The organism is Temperatibacter marinus (assembly GCF_031598375.1).
Taxonomy (GTDB): domain Bacteria; phylum Pseudomonadota; class Alphaproteobacteria; order Sphingomonadales; family Kordiimonadaceae; genus Temperatibacter; species Temperatibacter marinus.
In genome coordinates, this window is the sequence record NZ_CP123872.1 from 762375 (window position 1) to 783294 (window position 20920).

The 20920-nt window shown below is 44.0% G+C and carries 18 protein-coding genes; 6 read left to right on the top strand and 12 right to left on the bottom strand.

Features of this window, described 5'->3' with window-relative positions; genetic code table 11:
- The first annotated feature begins 102 nt into the window (after positions 1–102).
- A complete protein-coding gene (aceB, locus tag QGN29_RS03470) occupies positions 103–1740 on the top strand; it encodes a malate synthase A (RefSeq protein ID WP_310799282.1) in 1638 nt (545 codons plus the stop codon).
- Between the two features lie 31 nt (positions 1741–1771).
- On the top strand, positions 1772–3382 hold the full coding sequence (locus QGN29_RS03475; protein ID WP_375164671.1) for an isocitrate lyase: 1611 nt from the start codon (positions 1772–1774) through the stop codon (positions 3380–3382).
- Positions 3383–3456: 74 nt separating this feature from the next.
- On the opposite strand, the gene QGN29_RS03480 is transcribed toward QGN29_RS03475, so the two are convergent.
- The gene (locus QGN29_RS03480; RefSeq protein ID WP_310799284.1) at positions 3457–4893 is read right to left on the bottom strand and encodes an aldehyde dehydrogenase family protein; all 1437 of its coding nucleotides are present in this window, start codon (positions 4891–4893) and stop codon (positions 3457–3459) included.
- Between the two features lie 73 nt (positions 4894–4966).
- Positions 4967–5614, bottom strand: a complete 648-nt coding sequence (locus QGN29_RS03485) for a response regulator (protein ID WP_310799285.1) — start codon at positions 5612–5614, stop codon at positions 4967–4969.
- Between the two features lie 484 nt (positions 5615–6098).
- Here QGN29_RS03485 and QGN29_RS03490 point away from each other — a divergent pair, with 484 nt between their 5' ends.
- Together QGN29_RS03490 and QGN29_RS03495 are read left to right on the top strand one after the other, a co-directional pair.
- Positions 6099–6677: a DUF1214 domain-containing protein gene (locus tag QGN29_RS03490; protein ID WP_310799286.1), complete on the top strand. Its 579-nt coding sequence runs from the start codon at positions 6099–6101 to the stop codon at positions 6675–6677.
- Positions 6674–7207: a DUF1254 domain-containing protein gene (locus QGN29_RS03495; RefSeq protein ID WP_310799287.1), complete on the top strand. Its 534-nt coding sequence runs from the start codon at positions 6674–6676 to the stop codon at positions 7205–7207. Before QGN29_RS03490 ends, QGN29_RS03495 begins: the two co-directional genes overlap by 4 nt.
- Positions 7208–7259: 52 nt before the next feature.
- Here QGN29_RS03495 and QGN29_RS03500 read toward each other — a convergent pair whose 3' ends face one another.
- Positions 7260–8447, bottom strand: coding sequence for an amino acid aminotransferase (locus QGN29_RS03500; RefSeq protein ID WP_310799288.1), 1188 nt, complete (start codon positions 8445–8447; stop codon positions 7260–7262).
- A 9-nt stretch (positions 8448–8456) separates the two neighbouring features.
- A complete protein-coding gene (locus tag QGN29_RS03505; RefSeq protein ID WP_310799289.1) occupies positions 8457–11912 on the bottom strand; it encodes an indolepyruvate ferredoxin oxidoreductase family protein in 3456 nt (1151 codons plus the stop codon).
- Positions 11913–12042: 130 nt separating this feature from the next.
- Between QGN29_RS03505 and QGN29_RS03510 the strand changes: the two genes are divergently transcribed.
- Both QGN29_RS03510 and QGN29_RS03515 read left to right on the top strand, forming a co-directional pair.
- Complete coding sequence (locus QGN29_RS03510; RefSeq protein ID WP_310799290.1) at positions 12043–12486, top strand: Lrp/AsnC family transcriptional regulator; 444 nt, start codon at positions 12043–12045, stop codon at positions 12484–12486.
- Positions 12483–13319: a thermonuclease family protein gene (locus QGN29_RS03515; protein WP_310799291.1), complete on the top strand. Its 837-nt coding sequence runs from the start codon at positions 12483–12485 to the stop codon at positions 13317–13319. The genes QGN29_RS03510 and QGN29_RS03515 overlap by 4 nt, the downstream gene beginning before the upstream one ends.
- On the opposite strand, the gene QGN29_RS03520 is transcribed toward QGN29_RS03515, so the two are convergent.
- The 8 genes from QGN29_RS03520 to QGN29_RS03555 form a co-directional block, all read right to left on the bottom strand.
- Positions 13316–14284 carry an RNA polymerase factor sigma-32 gene (locus QGN29_RS03520; RefSeq protein WP_310799292.1) on the bottom strand — a complete coding sequence of 323 codons (969 nt, stop codon included), beginning with the start codon at positions 14282–14284 and terminating at the stop codon, positions 13316–13318. The two genes, QGN29_RS03515 and QGN29_RS03520, sit on opposite strands and share 4 nt — an antisense overlap.
- Before the next feature lie 134 nt (positions 14285–14418).
- Entirely contained in the window at positions 14419–15198 is a 780-nt protein-coding gene (locus QGN29_RS03525; protein ID WP_310799293.1) for a thioredoxin family protein, read from the bottom strand.
- A gap of 13 nt (positions 15199–15211) precedes the next feature.
- Positions 15212–16705, bottom strand: a complete 1494-nt coding sequence (locus QGN29_RS03530; protein WP_310799294.1) for a serine hydrolase domain-containing protein — start codon at positions 16703–16705, stop codon at positions 15212–15214.
- Between the two features lie 97 nt (positions 16706–16802).
- The gene (locus QGN29_RS03535) at positions 16803–17354 is read right to left on the bottom strand and encodes a glutathione peroxidase (RefSeq protein WP_310799295.1); all 552 of its coding nucleotides are present in this window, start codon (positions 17352–17354) and stop codon (positions 16803–16805) included.
- 49 nt (positions 17355–17403) lie between these two features.
- Entirely contained in the window at positions 17404–18639 is a 1236-nt protein-coding gene (kynU, locus tag QGN29_RS03540; RefSeq protein WP_310799296.1) for a kynureninase, read from the bottom strand.
- Positions 18636–19277 (bottom strand): arylformamidase, encoded by a 642-nt coding sequence (gene kynB / locus QGN29_RS03545; protein ID WP_310799297.1) that lies wholly within the window; start codon positions 19275–19277, stop codon positions 18636–18638. The genes kynU and kynB overlap by 4 nt, the downstream gene beginning before the upstream one ends.
- A gap of 16 nt (positions 19278–19293) precedes the next feature.
- Positions 19294–20148, bottom strand: coding sequence for a tryptophan 2,3-dioxygenase (gene kynA, locus QGN29_RS03550; protein ID WP_310799298.1), 855 nt, complete (start codon positions 20146–20148; stop codon positions 19294–19296).
- A 74-nt stretch (positions 20149–20222) separates the two neighbouring features.
- Positions 20223–20855: a glutathione S-transferase N-terminal domain-containing protein gene (locus tag QGN29_RS03555; RefSeq protein WP_310799299.1), complete on the bottom strand. Its 633-nt coding sequence runs from the start codon at positions 20853–20855 to the stop codon at positions 20223–20225.
- Positions 20856–20920 lie beyond the last annotated feature (65 nt).

Consider the following 20920-nt stretch of genomic DNA (forward strand, 5'->3'; position numbering starts at 1 on the left):
TATTTTACAGAGATATACATCAAAACCCTTTTTTAATCAAGTGTTACTAGACAATCAGGATATTTTTGTAAAATATGTTTACACAATTTCTGAGGTATTATTATGACACATGCACTACTTGATTCTATAACCAGTAATTCTCTTTGCATCGAAGGTCCCATTCATGCAGGGTATGATAAAATTTTAACGCCGCAAGCGCTTGATTTCATTCAGCAGCTAGAACGCAACTTTGGTCAAAAGCGTTTAGACTTGATGCAAAAACGACAAGACCGTCAAAAATCTTTCAATCAAGGAACTCTACCAGATTTTCGTAAGGATACTCAGTCGATCAGAGACGAAAGCTGGCACATTTTAGGGACACCGGCAGAGCTGGTAAACCGAACTGTAGAAATCACTGGTCCTGTCGACAGGAAGATGATGATCAATGCTTTTAATAGCGGCGCAAATGTTTTCATGGCTGACTTTGAAGACGCCAGTGCGCCCACATGGGATAGCATGATCAATGGGCAAATCAATATGTATGACTATGCCAGAGGCATGTTATCGTTCGCTGATGAAAGCCGCGGCAAGACTTATGTGATGAATGAGCAAACAGCTATTCTAAAAGTAAGACCGCGCGGCCTTCATATGGAGGAGAAATACATAACCTTGGATGGTCAACCCCTCTCCGCTGGTTTTACTGACTTTGGCCTCCATATGTATCACAATGCGCTCGCATTGATGCAAAATCCAAACCCTTCTATCGGCGGCCCATTCTTCTACTTGCCAAAGTTAGAAAGCTATGAAGAAGCAGCGCTTTGGAATGACGTCATCAATTATACGGAAAAGGCTTTAGGCATCAAACACGGGACGACAAAAGTGACCGTATTGATTGAAACCCTACCCGCTGCTTTTGAAATGGATGAAATTCTCTTTGCCCTTAAAGATCATATTGTGGGCTTAAACTGCGGCAGATGGGATTATATCTTCAGCTATATCAAACGCATTGGCTGCACAAACAAAGCCTATCAACTGCCGGATCGCAGTCAAGTTCTGATGAGCGATGCTTTTCTTAAAGCATATTGCCTGCTTCTTATTCAGACATGTCACAAACGAGGAGCCCATGCAATGGGCGGTATGGCAGCACAAATTCCAGTAAAGGGGGATGATGCCAAAAATCAGGCCGCTTTCGACAAAGTAAAAGCCGACAAAGTCAGAGAAGTTTCCATTGGTCATGACGGTACATGGGTCGCCCATCCAGCCATGGTAGACTTAGCAAGAGAAGCGTTTGAATCTGTCATGACGGGCCCTAACCAATTGCATCGCACCCGCGACGAAATCACAATTTCTCAACAAGACCTTCTCGAACCACACCAAGGTCAAGCCACTGAAGAAGGCTTACGTGAAAATATCCGTGTCGGTGTTCAATATACAGGGGCCTGGCTCAATGGCAGTGGCGCAGTGCCTATAAACGGCCTGATGGAGGACGCTGCTACGGCTGAAATTAGTCGGACACAAATTTGGCAGCAACTGAAATTCGGCACGGAATTGAAGGACGGCCGGTGTGTCACGCCCGCCCTTGTAGAACGCCTGTTCTTACAAGAAATGCGCACCCTCAAAAAAGATTCGATTGCCATAGCTCAGGCAGGAGATCGCCTAGAAGATGCAAGCCGCCTCTTCTTGCAAATGGTTTTAGATACAGAACTTGCTGAGTTTTTAACAACACCAGCCTATGCCGAAATTAATGAACCGAATTCATAAGTTAAAAGTAAGGAGACACCCAATGACCACGATGCAACCATCCTATACAGATGATATCAATACCGTACAAAATTTAATCAAAAGCTTTGAAGGCACATGGGATGGAATAAATCCAGAATCTGTTGCCCGAATGCGTGCTCAGAATCGATTTCAAACGGGGCTAGATATTGCCCGCTATACTGCCAAAATCATGCGCCGCGATATGGAAGCCTATGACGCAAATTCCGCAAATTATACTCAATCCCTAGGCTGTTGGCATGGCTTTATCGGGCAGCAAAAAATGATTTCTATCAAGAAACATTTTGGCGAGACCAAAGGCCGCTATTTATATCTTTCAGGATGGATGGTTGCAGCACTTCGGTCAGAATTTGGCCCTTTACCGGATCAGTCCATGCACGAGAAAACATCAGTTCCTGCCCTCATTGAAGAGCTTTACACTTTTCTTAAGCAGGCCGATGCTCGTGAACTTGGAATGCTGTTTCGTGACCTCGATAAAGCACGAGATCAAAAAGACACAAAAGCTGAAGCAGCTATTCAAGGTCAAATCGATTCTTATCAAACCCATGTCGTCCCTATCATTGCAGATATTGACGCAGGCTTTGGTAATGCTGAAGCCACCTATCTTCTGGCTAAGAAAATGATCGAGGCTGGCGCGTGTGCCTTGCAAATTGAGAACCAGGTATCCGATGAAAAACAATGTGGTCACCAAGATGGTAAAGTAACAGTACCTCACGAAGATTTTCTCGCTAAGGTTCGTGCTTGTCGATATGCCTTCTTGGAACTGGGTGTTGAAGACGGCGTGATTGTCACCCGGACAGATAGCCTTGGTGCCGGCCTAACAAAACAGATTGCTTATTCAAAAGAAGCTGGTGATATCGGCGACCAGTATAATGCATTTCTTGACTGTGATGAGATCGACCCTAGTCAATTAAACGGCAATGATGTTGTGATCAACCGTGAAGGCAAACTGCTTCGCCCCAAAAGACTCCCCTCAAATCTTTTCCAATTTAAAGAAGGTACGGGTGAAGATAGATGTGTTCTTGACTGCATCACCTCCTTGCAAAATGGCGCCGATCTTTTATGGATTGAAACTGAAAAGCCTCATGTTGAACAAATTGCTGGCATGGTAGACCGAATCCGAGAAGTAGTGCCTAACGCGAAGCTCGTTTATAACAATTCGCCTTCTTTTAACTGGACTCTCAATTTCCGCCAGCAAGTTTTTGATACATGGTTGGCAGAAGGAAAAGATGTTTCCAGTTATAACCGGGATCAATTGATGAGTGTCTCATATGATGAGACGGAGCTTGCTCAAGTCGCTGACGAAAAAATTCGCACTTTCCAACAAGATGGTTCGAAGCGTGCAGGGATTTTCCACCATCTCATCACCTTGCCGACATACCATACAGCTGCTTTATCCACGGATAGTTTAGCGAAAGAATATTTTGGTGATGAAGCAATGCTTGGCTATGTGAAACAAGTCCAACGCCGTGAAATTCGCGAAGGTATTGCCTGTGTCAAACACCAAAATATGGCTGGATCTGATGTTGGTGATGATCACAAAGAATATTTCGCAGGAGAAGCAGCTCTTAAAGCTGCTGGTGAAGATAACACTATGAATCAGTTCAACGAAGCTGCTGAATAAGTGCCACACCACATTCAGCAAACTCAAGGGGCCAACAGGCCCCTTCTTTTTTCTTAGGTTTTATCTCAGTTTAATTAAGCGTCGTGATAGCCCATAGCCGCTTTGATTTCTAAATAGTCATCAAAACCAAAGACACCGCCTTCGCGTCCATTACCGGATTGTTTAAACCCGCCAAAGGGTGTTGCCTCAGTGCCCCAATTACCATTGATATGGATATTGCCTGCCCTCAATTGACGTGAAACTGCGTTCGCGCGCTCCCGATTAGAGGAATAGATATAGGCGGATAGCCCATAGTCTGTATCATTAGCAATGGCGATGGCCTCAGCCACGTCTGAATATGTCATGATGGCCAAAACTGGCCCAAAAATTTCCTCCCTAGCAATGGTCATATCATTAGTGACGCCTACAAATATTGTTGGCTTCACGTAATACCCGGTCTCTAGGCCTTGGGGTTTTCCAACACCGCCGCAAATGAGCTCTGCCCCCTCATCAATCCCCTTTTGGATGAGGCCTTGGATTTTCCGCCACTGAAGATCTGAAACCGCAGGCCCCATAAAGACCGCCTCATCTTCTGGAGAACCGATCGTCATGGTCTCAACTACAGATAAAGCCAGTGCCTTGACTTCGGAAAGCGATGCCTCTGGAACCAAGAGCCGCGAGGGAGCATTACAAGATTGTCCAGTGTTTTGCATCATCGTCATCACGCTCTTTTTAATCGCTCTCGGCAAATCAGCATCATCGAGAATAATGTTCGGTGATTTTCCACCTAGTTCTTGCGCTACTCTTTTTACTGTAGGGGCAGAAGCTGTTGCGACAGCTGAGCCTGCGCGGGTTGATCCTGTAAACGACATCATATCAATATCAGGATGTGCAGACATGGCCTCTCCAACGGTAGGCCCATCGCCGTTTACAAGATTAAAGACCCCTTTAGGCAGGTCACTTTCATCAATAATTTCAGCCATGATCATAGCATCAAAGGGCGCGATTTCACTTGGCTTCAAAATCATTGTGCATCCGCAAGCTATGGCGGGACCGACCTTATTAGTGACTTGATTGATAGGCCAATTCCATGGCGTAATAAGCCCACAAACACCTATAGCTTCATGAATAATCTGGGTATTCCCCAACTTCTTTTCAAATTCAAATGATTTTAACGCTTCCAAAGCAGCACTGAAATTTCCATAGCCTGCACCAGTCTGTGACCCCGTAGCCAGTGTTTTTGGGGCTCCCATCTCTTTCGAAATCGCTTCTGCCATTTCTGACCAACGGGCTTTATACCCTTTTAGAATTTGCTCCATCCAATGAATACGTTCTTCTACACTGGTTAGGCTATAGGTCTTGAATGCTTGCTTCGCAGCTGCAACTGCTCGATCCACATCGGCTTTCCCGCCAAGACTGATTTGGCCCATCGGAGATTCTGTGGCAGGATTAATGACATCGAGGCTCTTCTTGGTAAAGGGCTCGACCCAAGTGCCATCAATATAAAATTTTAGATCATTTTTTGTAATCATTATCTCATCCTCTAACTCTTTCAAGACTATTTAGAAGATAAGGTAGCATTTACAAGAGTGAGAAGGAAAAGAATTATGTCACAGTTTGATAATCAGCCATCAACCCGTGTCTTAGCGCAAAATGAATGACTTCTGCTGTAGAATGAGCATCAATTTTTGACATTAAATTTTCTCGGTGTGTCCGAATAGTTGTGACATGAACTCCAAGGTCTTCAGCGGCTTCTTTATTACTTTTCCCGGCAATGATGGACAAGAGCACTTGTTTTTCTCGCTTGGTCAGTAATTTTAAAACGTTCTCATCCAGTTCAAGCATTCTTTCCTGAAGGCTTGGTGAAACATAACGCATGCCCCGTGAGACGCGGTCAATGGCATAAAGAAGAATGTCCAGAGGATCACTTTTATGCACGATGCCTTGGACGCCATCTTCCCAAAGCGATGCAAATGCATCCATCTGCATCAATCCACTCATGCTGATCACCTTGATATCAACTTTGTCAGATTTAATAGTCTCAAAAACTGCCATCCCTGACTGTTCAGGCATTGCGATGTCCATAACCAAAATGTCGACTGGGTGTGATTTGATGATTTTCAACGCTTCACTGCCTTTCGTGACAGCACCAACAATTTCAAAAAGGTCATCCATCCCCAAGGCCATCTCTAAGCTCTGCAAGAAAATTCGTTGATCATCGAGTAGTAAAATTTTGATTGGAGAGTATGTCATGACTGCTGCTTTTTAGATGAGGTTATAGGTCTTATCTGGAATATACGAAGAATCTACAGGGCCATTGAGGATGGGTCAACGGGCGTTAAAATACTTTTTCAGTGTTTTTAGGGCATTTGACGGAGTTTTTAAATGAATTCTTCTGATACGGTTTCGGCGAATTCTATAACGATGGAATTCACAGTCATTTCGGTGACACTATTTTACCTGTGATCAAAATACACGATTGCACGAGGGGGTATATAGAAAAGCATTTTTAAAGATACTGTTCACGAAGGCCTATATTATTTTCTATAAGCTGGCAGTATTCGTCTCCTACACCGCACATTACGGCTGAAAAGGCCTTAGTGGAATTCGCCTTCCCTAAACACTTTTCAGAACCATATATCTCACCGCGGTGTAGGAGGCATTTTACATTTCCTCAAATTTTGTACTCTTGACTTCCCTCTCACTTTCGCAAATAGATTGTCTTAAGGGGAAAACTATGTGGTCTCGGTTAAAAATCTTTATCTCTCTTTTAAGCGGAATTGGGCTTGGTTTAGCAGCCACACTTTATCTGCTTAATTCAGAAACCATCGGACAATCAATCCAAATTGGCAGTTGGGAAACAAATCCTGATATTGGCAATATATCTGCCAATATGTTTTTACGGGCAAAAGTCGCGCGACAAGGCTTGCTGGCATTAAATAAAGATCAAACTGTATATTTCTCAACACACAGGGATTCTGACGGGGACCTGTTGCATAGTCGTTGTACCTATAAAATCTCAGGATCTGCCTTACCTGCACGGTGGTGGTCCATTACAATATATGGCCCAGATTTTTATTTGGTAGCGAATGATGACTTTCGATATAGCATCACAAAACAGACCCTAAATCCTGAAGGATGGACCGCTAGCATTGCTTCGATTTCACAATCAGCATCTCTTTCACAGACTGACCTCATTGCCCCAGAAGACAGTGAATTCAATTTTATTCTGCGCCTCTATAATCCTGAGTTTGATTTAGAAACAGAATCAAAAAACCTCATTCTCCCGATTATTACGAAAGAGGTTTGCTCATGAAATATACTCTTTTAGCAATGACCACCGCTGTCTGCGTCTGTCTTCTATCGCTCGCCTTTGCTCCTGATATCATCATGATGGTAGCCATGAAAGGCTTGATAGATCGTAGCCAAGCCATCAATCCACAAGCTGGGTATAATATGATTTTAATTCCCACCGAGCGCACCAGTCATTTGAACCAACCTGTGGTCCGGCCTTCGAATGATATGCTATATGCCGTCTGTGTTTTTGATCTTTCTAAGGCACCTGATGGATTGCTTATCTCAGCTCCTATTCAAGATGGGTATATTTCACTTTCAGCTTTTGCATCAAATTCTGATAATTTTTATGTCCAAGACGATCGAGGTTTTGAAGGAGATTTGAAAATCCAATTAGTCTCTGACAAGGTGGCCACCCCTGTGGCGGGTCACACTGCCGTCGTTTCTCCCTCTGAACAGGGCATCGTTCTTGTGAGGCTTCTCATAGAAGACGAGACACAACTCGCCGCTTATTTTACGCAAATTAATCAGGCCACATGCAAGCCAGCATAAAAAAGGGGAAACCTAAAGCCTCCCCCTTTGCATCAAGATATGAATGGTGATCTTAAAAGACAGCTTTTATTGCTTCTGCAATAAGATCAACATTACCTTTGTGAGCGCCTGCAATGTTAATTCGACCAGAGCCAACAATATACACAGCATGTTCTTCTCTTAATCGGTTAATCTGATCTTTGCTTAAATCAAGGAAGGAAAACATGCCTTGATTTTCTGTGAGATACCCAAAGTCACCAGGAATGCCTGCCCCCGTTAAAGCCTGGGCCAACAGTTGGCGGTTTGTGTTTACAGTGCTGCAAATATCTTCAAGTTCGGAGACCCAGCTGTCTCTGAGAGTAGGTGTAGATAAAATTTTCTCAACAATGGCACCACCATGAGCTGGCGGCATAGACCAGATCCCTCGACCCACAACTTTCACATGGGAAAGCACTGCATTGACATTAGTCTTATCAGTTATCACCGCTGCAAGTCCAACGCGGTCTCTATAAAGGCCGAAATTTTTACTGCAGGACAAGGCAAGAAACATCTGTGGTACAGCTTTAGCCATCGTCCGCATACCATACCCATCCGCTTCAAGAGATGTCCCTAAACCTTGATAGGCACTATCAATGAATGGAATCCAGCCATTTTTTGCGGCACTTTCTGCGAGCTGATCCCACTGAGCCTCAGATAGGTCTGCGCCTGTTGGATTATGACAACAGGCATGCAATAAAACAATATCATCTGCTCCGAGCTTATTGAGTTGAGAAAGCATGGCATCAAAATTTACACCGTGCGTGGCTCTGTCAAAATAGGGATATGTTTCGATCTCAATGCCTACACCGCCAATCAAAGGAATATGATTAGCCCATGTTGGATCACTGACCCAAACTTTGGCTTTGGCATTAGAGCGTTTAATCATCTGAGCAATCATGTGAAGCGCCCCACATCCACCCGGTGTTAAGGTGGAAGCAACTCGACCTTCAGCTATCACGGGATGAGAAGCGCCAAGGGCTTCCGCTAGCAAAAGACTATTATAGCCGTCTTGACCCGTCATGCCGATGTAGGCCTTCGTTGTCTCGGTTTCAACACGGTAAGCTTCCGCTTTTTTCACGGCCTCAAAAATTGGTGTTTCACCCTTTTCGTTTTTGAAGACGCCGACAGATAAATCAACTTTATTGACGCGCTCATCTGCGCGAAAGGCCGCCGCTAGTCCTAAAATAGGATCCGTTGGCAATTCTGTAAGATTATTAAACATATTCTTTCCCTATGCAGCTTTTTTTTGCTCATAAGAAGCTGCGATAAAAGCTTCAAGAAGCATTGGTTTTTTTTGTTCAAAGTCTTTTAACGCGGTTTCAAACACAGGTCCATAGCCTCTTACGTCTAAATAAGATTCAAGCAATAAAATTGCTTCAGACTGATTATTTTCGTTCAATTTTTCAGCCACAAGCCCCATAATCTCTGTCACATCTTGAAGGCATTGTCTTTGCAGCCGTCTCTCATGAGAATAACCAAACACATCCAGCGGGGTATTTCTCAAAAATTTGAATCGACGAATCACGCTTAATGTTGCTTTCATCCAGCCTCCAAATTTACGTTTCTTCGGTCTGCCACTGGCATCTTTCGCCCATCCAAAAATAGGAGGAGCCATGTGATATTTTACAGAGAAATTTCCTTCAAATGTATTTCGAAGATCTTTTTCAAAAGAACCATCAGTATAAAGACGGGCCACTTCATATTCATCTTTTATGGCCATAGCTTTAAACAATGCTTTGGCCGCCACCTCAGAAACAAGCTTCTCATCGCTGATCGATTTTTCCGCCTGCATAAGCGGCTTAAGTGTTTCAGAGTAAAGAGTCGCATAGGCATCATTTTGATAGGCCGCAAGGAAAGCTTGATGATGATCTTTGAGAGCCTCAAAACTTCTGTCCATTTTTTCAACAGGGCGTGCATGTCCATTCACATAGTCAGGGTTTTCCGCTGCGAGACGGCCCCAGTTAAAGGCGGCTTTATTCTTAGAAACAGCGACACCGTTCAGCTCAACAGCCCGCATAATGGCGTCATAAGACAAAGGCACGAGACCAAGTTGCCAAGCATAACCAGCCATCAACATATTGGAGAAAACGCTATCACCCATGAGTTGCTTAGCAAGATGCGTGGCGTGGATTACATTTAAATTTTCCTTGCCCACTGCATTGGCAAGTGTAATCGTTCTGAGAGACACATCCATATCTGCATCACGGTTCATCACATAATCGCCTGTAGGAATTTCTTCATCATTCAAAGTGATCCGTGTGCTACCAGTCCCCAGTACTTTCATGGCAGCAGGGCCTGTGGCAACAACCATGTCACATGCAATCATGGCATCCGCTTGCCCCGTTTCTATCCGCACCTGATTTAGGCTGTCTGGGGAGGAAGAAAAACGAACAAAAGAAAGGACAGTTCCGCCTTTTTGGGCAAAGCCCATAAAGTCTAGGACGCTTGCCCCTTTTCCTTCAAGATGGCCTGCCATGGTCATAATCGCACCAATGGTAACAACGCCGGTACCACCAACACCACCGACGAGCAAATCATATGATCCGTCGATCGCAGGAAGGGTCGGCAGGGGAAGGTTAGCTACAGAGATGTCAAAATCATCAATTTTTGCCGCAGTGGGTTTTCTTAGCGCCCCACCTTCTACCGTAACAAAGCTTGGACAGAAACCATCCACGCAAGAGAAGTCCTTATTGCAATTATGCTGATCAATTTGACGCTTACGGCCATTCATGGTTTCTTTGGGCACAATTGACAAGCAGTTGGATTGCACAGAACAATCACCGCACCCTTCGCAAACACTGCTATTAATGAAAGCACGCTTTGCAGGATCTGGATAGGTTCCCCGTTTTCTGCGACGTCTTTTTTCTGCTGCACAGGTTTGATCGTAAATGATTACCGATACACCTTCGATTTCTCTGTATTCACGTTGCAAGCGATCCAATTCATCGCGGTAGAGCACTCGCACACCATCAGGCAATGTGACTGAATTATAACGCTCAGGCTCATCGGATAAAATCGTAATAGGCTCAACACCCTCTGCCCGTACCTGGTGAGCAATCTGAGGCACTGAGATGGGCCCATCTACAGGTTGCCCCCCCGTCATGGCAACAGCATCATTGAATAAAATCTTATACGTAATATTTGTCTCAGCTGCTTTGGCTTGACGGATCGCCATATAACCTGAGTGAAAATATGTTCCCTCACCAAGATTCTGGAAAATATGACCGTTGCCAGTAAATTTACTCCGGCCAACCCAGTTAATTCCTTCTCCGCCCATTTGGATCAAACTTTCCGTATCTCGATCCATCCAGCTTGCCATAAAGTGACAGCCAATACCTGCAAGGGCTTTACTACCCTCGGGAACTTTCGTTGATCGATTGTGCGGACAGCCTGAGCAAAAATAGGGCAATCGGGAAACATTGGTCACAGGATTTTCTCTTGTTTGTAATGTCTCAAGAGATTCCGCAACCTCAACCAAATCAAGCTTAAGAGTCTCTTTCACTCTATGGGCAACTGCTTTTGCCACCATTTTGGGGCTTAATTCCCCAACCCATGGGAGTAATGACTGACCATGGCCATCTTCTTTACCATGTACGCGGGGTTGAGGGGCTGTTTTATTGGAGAAGCAATATTCTTTAATCTCGCTTTCAATGATGCCGCGTTTTTCCTCTACAACGAGGATTTCATCTTTGCCTTCCATGAAAGCAGTTAGGCCGTTCATCTCAAGTGGCCACGTCATACCTACTTTATATATATCAATGCCTACGTCGCGACATTTCTCTTCTGTCAAGCCAAGTAACCGCAGCGCTTCCATCAGGTCTAAATGCCCTTTTCCTGTTGTAACGATTCCGAAACGTGCTTTGCTATTATTATAAATACAGCGATCGATTGGATTAGCACGCACAAATGCTAAGACAGCTTCTTTTTTCACAACCATACGGTTTTCAATTTGTGGCCCTGGTAAGTCGGGCCAGCGATAGTGAAGCCCCATCTCTGGTACATCATAATCAGGAGGGGTGATAAAAGTCGGCAACGCGCCAATTTCGATAGAAGCAGCCCCTTCGACAGTTTCGCTGATCGCCTTAAACCCAACCCACATGCCGGAAAACCTCGAGAGGGCATATCCATAAAGGCCAAATTCGATATATTCACTGATACTCGCAGGATTGAGCGTTGGCATAAACCAATCCATAAAGGCTACATCTGATTGATGAGCCATCGAAGACGATACACACCCATGGTCATCCCCTGCGACAACCAACACGCCGCCATTTTCACTCGACCCGTAGGCATTGCCATGTTTGAGGGCATCCCCCGCGCGATCAACTCCAGGGCCTTTTCCGTACCACATGGCATAGACCCCATCGACCGTTTTATCCGGGTCTGTTTCCACTTGCTGTGATCCTAGGACAGCCGTGGCCGCCAAATCCTCATTTATGGCAGGTAAAAATTCAACGTCAGCTGCCTTGAGATGTTTCTTTGCTCGCCATAATTCCTGATCGACCGCGCCAAGAGGGGATCCTCGATAGCCAGAGACAAAACCTGCACTTTTGACATTGTCCCGCTTATCCATTGCCGATTGCATCAATAAAATGCGTACCAATGCTTGTGTGCCTGTTATGTATACTCGACCTTTTTCGCGGTCATATCGGTCTAAAAGTTCATATCCAGAATCAAGAGGGGCCATGAAATATTCTCCTATTATATGTGAGTATTTTACAGCACATACCCTGAATTATGTGATCAAAATTAGGTGTTTTTTTGCACGAGTTGAATTTTATATTCAAATTTATCAAATAACAGTGTATAATATATTCATGATATCCTTAGATCAAAAAGACAAAGATATTCTCGACCTAATCATCGAGGATAGCAAATTATCGCATCAGCAAATTGCTGAAAAAATAAACAGTTCCCAAGCCTCAGTTTGGCGCCGCATAAAAGCTTTGGAAGATATGGAAGTAATCACGGGGTATGGCGCAAAGGTTAACCATGAGAAGCTGGGCTTTGAAATGGTTGCTTTTGCCATGATTACCTTGAATAGACATAGTCGAGATACAGTAGGAAAATTTGAGACGGCCATGCAAATGTCTAAAGCTGTATTGGAGTGTCATTCCATCACTGGCCAAGCGGATTATATTTTAAAAATTCAAGCCCATACTATTCGGCAATATGAATTCTTTCTCAATGATGAATTATTTCGGACACCGGGGGTCGAGCATGTTCAAACAAGCATCTCTCTCAGGCCCGTAAAATCATGAAGCTACTTACCGTATTCTCACTTTTTTCATTCTCCATTTTACATATCACCCAAGCGAATCTGCCGCCGCTTGCGGATCGATTGACACGATGTGGAACAGGGACCGCAGCGAAGGCCATTTCTGGTGATCGGTTTATATTGAAATCTGGTGAGTCTATAAAACTGGCTGCTATCAAAGCCCCAATGCTTTTTTACAAAGATGTCGGTACAGTGGATCGAGATCGGAGTTGGCCCTATGCTGTTGCTGCTAGACATGCCCTCGATCGTCTCATCAAAAATAAGGCGCTCATTTTTTACTGTGAAGGGCGTCGCAAAGATTATCAAGGTCGACTGGTGGTCTATCCAGCACTAAGAGATGCCCCGAATGATCTCCTCAATCACACGATGGTTCAACAGGGTTTTGCATGGACTTACCCCTACTCGGGACAAAAAAAGGCAGCCTTCTATTTTTATAAAGTTGAAGAAACTGCCCGCAAAAACCAACGTGGACTATGGAACCACAAACCATACCGTCCTAAAGCTGCCTCACAGGTGCAAACTATTCCCTATCACTCTTTTGAAACAATCATTGGTGTTGTTCACAAGAGTGCCCGTCGGGGGCCTTATGTTTATTTGAATTTTTCTGAGCAAATTTACGAAGATTTCACCCTTAAAGTTCCTATCAACTTTATACCTCATTATTTCAATACTGATAGGCTTACTTCAAACCCAAACAAGGATTACTTTAAAGGGATTAAAATCATGGTCAGAGGATGGACTGAGAAAAAAGGCGGTCCCTTGATTACTGTTGATCAGAAGGACCGCCTTATCATACTTTCAAGGCAGAAAATCTAGGTGCCGAGCAAGCCTGCTTTGTAGGGGTCTCCGATGATTGACATCATCCGAATTTTAAGCTTCTTCATCGCTTGAGCTTCAATTTGCCGCACTCGCTCTTTTGAAATGCCGAGCCGCCCTCCTAAAGAAGCCAACGTAACCGTCTCACCAGACAGTTGACGCTCTGATACAATCATCACTTCACGGTCTGTAAGACTGCTCATCGCTTTTTGGATGATCGCTTTTGTTTTTGCTGTATCAACAGCGTGCTGCACGGTTTGGTCTGGCGTGGGATCCATGCTTTCAAGCGTATCTTGCCATGAAAATCCTTCTCCTTCACCTATGGGTGCATTCAACGATCTATCAACCCCAGACAGACGCCCTTCCATCAATTCAACGTCCTTGGTGCGAACTCCCATTTCTTCTGCAAGCTTCTGACGGTTACCCTGCGAGAGGGGTCCCTCACTCAACCCATCAATTTGCGCCTTCACGCGCTTGAAATTAAAAAATAGAGATTTATGAGCAGCTGTTGTTCCGGTTCTCACGATTGACCAATTTCTCAAAATGAAATCTTGAATAGAGGCCTTAATCCACCAACTGGCATAGGTTGAAAAGCGCACTTCTCTATCGGGGTCAAACCTGTTGGCTGCCTGCATAAGGCCGACATTCCCCTCTTGGATGAGATCGTTCAGTGGAAGACCATAGACTTTAAAACGGCTTGCTATAGAAATAGCAAGTCTCATATACGGACGGATGAACATATCCAGCGCTTTTTTATCTTGATGATCTCTCCACTTCACAGCCAGTTCATATTCTTCTTCACGTTCAAGAAGCTTTTCGCGCATGGCTTTTTGAATTTGCTTGCGATCTAAATCGACTGGGCCATCGTTTTTTGGCGGCGCGGATTGAACCTCAAAAGGCGGGACTCTTGGTGAACTGTTTTCGCACTCTCCTTCCAGAGGTTGCCGCAGCTGTCCATCAGGCATAAATGATCTCCTCTTCCTTCTTACCATAGTCTCTACGGTCAGAATTTCTTCTTAGATCATATTATGAGTAAATTAGTCTTATTTAAAATCACAACTTTGTCAGATCGATTTTAATCGATTAAATCGATTAATGTTTATTCATTCCAACTAAAGCCCTCATAGGTGGGTAAGATTAATTCCTTTTCAGGATCCTGCAGAAGCTGCGTCTTTAATCGCTTTAAGTCCTTCGCAAGTGTTGACCTGAATTTTGCCAATTCGTTCCATTCCTCATTAAAAGACTCTGGGGCTTTCCCTTGTTTATAAGCTTTGAGTTGAGGGCCTACGTGACGAAATCCCTTCAACACTCTTTTAGCCATTTGCTCTTCAAATAATTTCAATCTAGCAAGAGCCGCTTTATTGATAGGTGGCCTTTCCGAGACTGAGGAGCTCGCTGTGGCATGCTCAGTGAAATAATGAACTGTTTCCTCCAAATCAATAGCGTAAGCATTCCGCCATTTGTGAAGGGTAGATTTATTCACTACTTCATGGGAAGACGGATCGATAATCATAACTGTCGGAGTGCCTAAAATTACAGGCAACCCAAAGCGAGGCGAGACATCTAAGGCTTGATCATAATATCCGACACTTGTGTAGTGAATGATATAATGCTCATCCAACAAAGGTTTCATCTCAGCCGTAGACAACTTTCGTGCCATGCTACGACTATCGTGACACCAATTGGCCCCAATAACCAAAATTAATCTTTTCTTCTCCTCCAAAGCTTTTGAGAGGGCTTTGTTGACATCCGCATGAGGTTCTAAACTTTCTTTGTATAATTCGAAGTCCTTATCTTCTGCCCAAGCGCTACAAGCGCCACAAGCACTGAGAGACAAGAAACCAACAACGAAAACTAATAAATATTTATACGGCATCATAGGACTCACTATATTATTTTTCAGCACTAATCACCCAGGTAACATTCCCGGCGAGCGTTAAAGCCCCTTTTAAACCATTTTCACGGTTTTTAAAGGGTATTTGATATAAACCAAGAGGGGTAACCACTGCAAAGGTGTGCCCATTTTCATCGTGAGACAATCTCAATAACTTGAGCTGATCGGGCAGCGGTGCGCCCTTAGAGATGAAACGCGCCCTAAATTGCCCTGGCGTCTCAATCAAGCCAGTGCACCGTGCCCCCTCATCAACAATTGTCATCTGACCTTTGGTGAATTCTGCACCAAAATTGCCCCGATACTCATAAACACCGACAGGACAATCTTGAGGAAAGTTATAGTCTTCTTTCACAAATAAACGCATCGGCTCAACTAAGGTTTCACTGGTATGACGAGCGTCCAAATCTGCTCGGGCATTCGCAGCATAAGCAACATGAAGGCCATATCGGGGATAACTTAAATAAGCAGATGTCGATCCTATGGTCTTTCCGTCCATATGAAAGAAGAGGTCGTTATCACGTGTACGCGACAAGCGCCAAGCAAGAGCAGGGTCAAAGTCCAAATTCTGGCGCGCCTTGTCCGAAAAAGGCACCGCTTTCAACATTTTGATCCATTCCACGGGATCTAAGATGAGTCCAGACCAATAACTGGCAAGTAATTTAACGACAGAGGCAGGTGTTCCATTAATTCCAGCTGCAGGCTTAACATAACTAAAGTCTCTTTCAGCTGCCACTTCTGCTGTTTCTTCAAACCGATTATAAAATTTAGTCTCGCTATCCGGCCTATTTCCAGCATTATCAAAGTGGAGATCGTTGATCAGCAAAGGTGATAAAATTGCTGCGTTCAAAAAAGAATCATATGACTGGCCTGTGACATTTTCTATAACAAGGCCCAACAAAACATAGCCATATGAAGAGTAGACATAGCGGGAGCCAGGGTTAGACAACAGAGGTCTCACAGAGAACTGTTTTAAAGCTTCTCTCAATGTTTTAATATGTTTTTGACCGCGATTATAATCATTAAAATCAAAGTGAGTAATGCCTCCAGTATGGGACAGTAACTGTCTGATGGTAACTGCCCCTCTCTTTTGCGGAAACTCAGGGACATATTTGCGCACATCGGCATCCAGATCAACGCGTCCTTCGCTCACCAGCTTCATAATGGCACTGGCTGTAAAGAGAGTGCCGACTTCGCCTAAGCGAAACCGAGTGCTTGGCAAAACAGGTTTTTCACCGCTAATATCCGAGAGACCAAACCCTTTTTCGAGAAGAATATTTGATCCATAACCAATGGCTAGGCTTACCCCGGGTATCCCAGAGGCAGCATGAAATTCATTCATCAACCAAGTTATGTCTTCTTGCGTTTGCAACAGACGGGCATTGCGATCTACCTCTTGAGACAGAAGTGCATTTGTCCCCATAAGGGCCACAATGCCTACCGCCGTGAAAGTGGTGACAGCCTTTGTAAAAGTCTTGTGCAAATGTTTGATCATAATTTTCGCCCTCAACGCATGCTAAATTTACCCCAGCATGATTGCAACAAAAAAGGGCGTCAACATGACGCCCTGATTTCTTTGATGCTTCTTAGCATTATTTTGCAAGAGCAGATTTAATAGCTTTGGTAATCTTTGTCCCTTGTGGCCGCTCTCGGGATGAAAAATACGCAACAGGTTCGCCGTCTTTACCAATCAAATATTTATGGAAATTCCAACGCGGTGCCGATTTTTCGCCAAGCTTTGATGCCAGCCAAGTATACAAGGCATGTCTTTTTGCCCCAACAACTTCCATCTTATCGGTCATTGGAAATTTAACCTGATATGTTTTTTCACAAAATTCGGCAATTTCTTTGTTAGAGCCGGGTTCTTGCTCATTAAAATTGTTAGCAGGCACACCCACGACAACAAGGCCTTTATCTTTATATTCATCATAAAGCGCCTGAAGCCCTTCATATTGAGGCGTAAATCCGCAAAAGGAGGCTGTATTCACCAGCAACACGACTTTGCCTTTATATTGATCAAAACTCATTGGCTCCAGAGCCAGAGATTCAAGCTTAAAGCTATGGAAATTATCATTTGCTGTAGCAGCTAGTGTAAGGGAAAAACTGAGCAAGAGCCCTGCGATTAAAGTTTTCATTTTTGACATACTATTCTCTTTCATCTTTCTTTCTATACAGACATAGAGCAGAAGTAGATTAAGTCACTGCATTTTTTACAGTATATTTGTCCTGCTTGTAAGACTGAGTGCTCATGATATCTTTCAAGATCATAACTGCTTGATAAATATCTTCATAGCCCACATACAGCGGAGTCACCCCAAATCGAAGATGGTCTGGGGCTCTAAAATCGCCAATTACACCGCGATCAATCAATGCTTGAATGATGGCATATCCGTCCGGGTGTCGATAGGTTATATGAGACCCTCTTGTTGAGCGATTTCTAGGGGTAACCGCGGTAAAACCATAGCCTGTAAGCTGATCGTCCATTAGCCTAGAAAACAGATCTGTTAAATCCAATGATTTTTCTCGAAGAGTCTTTAAATCAACGTCTTCCCAAAGGGATAGTGCTTCATCCAAGAGAGCCATCGCTGACACGACTGGCGTACCAACTTGCATGACTCTAATATCAGGCGCCCCTTCAAAATCATCGACAAAGTCAAAGGGCCTCTTATGTGAAAACCACCCAGACAGGGGCTGCTTCACAGAGCCTAAATGTCTCTTATTGATATAGGCAAAAGCAGGTGCTCCTGGACCACCGTTTAAATATTTATACCCGCACCCAAGAGCAAAATCGACCTCACAATCATCCAAAGATAAAGGCACTGCGCCGGTCGAATGAGACAAGTCCCAAACCATCAAGGCCCCTTTTTCATGGGCTGCGGCTGTCATAGCTTTCATATCCCACATTTCTGCCGAAATATAATGAACATGGGTTAAAAGAACACAAGCTGTCTCTTCATCAATTGCATCAAGAAGTTCCTCACGGGGTTTAATGACTACTTCCAAGTCTCCCTGCATGAAGGCCTCAAGACCATCCAGCATATATAAATCCGTCGGAAAATTACCAGGTTCAGACAGGATTTTTCTCCGCCCCTTATTCAAGGCGCATGCTGCAGCGACACATTTAAAAACATTCAATGATGTACTATCTGTGGCAATCACACTTTCTGGTACAGCGCCAATCAAGGGAGCAATTTTTTGACCAACCGTCAGAGGAAGCGTAACCCAATTCGCATCATTCCAACTTTTTACAAGCCCCGTCGCCCACTCTTGCGACAACACTGTTTGCATCCGCGGCACTACAGATTTCGGTTGCGCGCCGAGAGAATTTCCGTCCAGATAAATCACACCTTCCGGCAAATTAAAAAGAGCTTTTTTGGAGGCCAAAGAGTCTGATTGGTCGCACTTTCGGCATTCTTCGAGTGTTATCATAAGTTTTCATCCAGTGGGCGGAGGATGGCTCTGACAGGACTACCGTCACATCCTTCAAGTTTTAGCGGAAGGGCAATTAATTCATAATAGCCCGGATTAACAGCTTCTAATTTTAAGCTCTCTAGAATTGATATTTTATGGGCAGCGATTGCTTGATGCGACGGCATCTTCTTACTCTCTTGAGGATCCATAGACGGGGTATCTATCCCAATCAGTACACACCCCCTCGTAGCCAAAAATTCAACAGTATCAGGGTGCAGGGCAGTAAACCCAAAAGGCCATTTGTCTGACGAGTATTCTGCCGTCGTCTGAATAAGTACTCGCTCAATAGTGTCTGGAATTTGATCTTTTATATGCTCAGGAGTTACCAAGTCACCGCAGTGAAGGGCATCAACAACCAAAGCCTTTCCAATATAGGGTTCTAAAGGCATTTCTGAAGAAGACACACCTTTGGAATCATAGTGGAAACAACTATCCATGTGAGTGCCTGTATGCGGTGATAAAGTTAACTTACTCACATTCACAGGGCAATCATCTGAAATCCTCATGACCCACTCCATTGAAAAGTCAGAATCTCCTGGCCAGACCGGCATCCCGGGCTTGAGAGTCATGGTGATATCAATAATAGGTTTAGACATCCAAAATCCTTTGGCTTTATATTTTTGTTCGTGCTGTCCAGAGCTCTGGGAAAAAGCGAATATCCAGGGCTTTGACAAGATAAGATACGCCCCCAGTACCCCCTGTTCCCTGTTTATATCCAATAATTCTCTCCACCGTTTTCATGTGAGAGAAGCGCCAGCTGTGAAACTGATGTTCCAAATCTACAAGCTTTTCTGCAAGTTCGTATAGTTCCCATTCTTTTTCAGGATTACGGTAGATCTGCAGCCAGGCATTTTCCACAGATTCATCAGCCACATAAGGCTGAGAAAAGTCGCGCTGTAACTGTGTCTTTGAAATGGGAAAGCCCCGTTTCGCAAGCAACGCAATAACCAAATCATAAAAACTAGGTGCATGTAAGGTCGCAGATAAAGCATCATACCGTTTTGGATTGTCTTTATGAGCATTAATCATCGCAGCATTTTTATTACCTAAAGCGAATTCTATGGTGCGATATTGATACGATTGAAAACCAGAAGATTGTCCTAATTGATCTCGGAATTTCGCATAGTCTGCGGGCGTTAAGGTCGAAAGAACATCCCAGCTCTGCTCGAGTTGAGCTTGAATGCGCGCAATTCTAGAAAGCATCTTAAAAGCCGGGCCGAGGGTATTCTTTTTTACGCATTCCATAGCCGCCATTAATTCATGGATACAACATTTCATCCAAAGTTCAGCCGATTGATGAATGACAATAAATAACATTTCATCATGTTCGTCCGAGAGCGGCTCTTGACATTCCAATAATTTTCCAAGTTTCAGATAGCCCCCATATGAAATATCTTGAGACCAATGGATATCTGTCTCTTCAGAGATATCGATACTGGTTTTCGTAAGATCTTTTTGATCTGTCATCTGCATGCTCCCACGGCCTTTAAGTTTCATGTGAAACTATTTATCATGGAGACTATAGAAAGTCCAATCCATTCCTAAAAGAATTGAGGTTCATCTCCTTCATGCCACTGACTATATTTTGTCATGATCGATTGAAACAAATCACCTTCTAAAAAAGTCTTCAGCCAAGGTCGAAGATTAGGAAGGTCTTGATCGTTGAACCAGGCCTGTTCTACCATTGAAAATTGTCGAACAAACGGAAGAATAACATAGTCCACAAACCCTTTCTCTTTTGTAATAAGGCCTCGGCCGTTTGCCAGCTTTTGGTCCAACTCCCTTAAATAACTTAGGGCCTTTTCGCGGTGTATCAGAGGATCAATATTGTCATAATCTCTTTTGGCATATTTATACTTATTTAATTCAGGTATGAAAAAGGCATGAAGCCCCTCAAGGAGCGGCTTTGCTTTTTCCGTATCAGAAGACAGCCATGATTGCGGATCATGCTTTCCCAAGATGTATCGCATCACGTCTAAGCTTTCTTCAAGAAGTAAGTCCGGTGATACGACTAAGACTGGCACAGTCGCTTTGGGACTGATCGAAAGCATCGCTTGAGGTTTATCCCGCAGAACAACCTCTCTGATCTCCACTGAAAAACCAGAAGATTTTATGGCAAGACGCGCACGCATTGCATAGGGGCATCGTCGAAAGCTATATAATACTGGACTCATACATATTCCTATTTAAAGTAAATTGAACCTTATACCTCATTTAGAAACTTGGAAAGAGAAAGGCA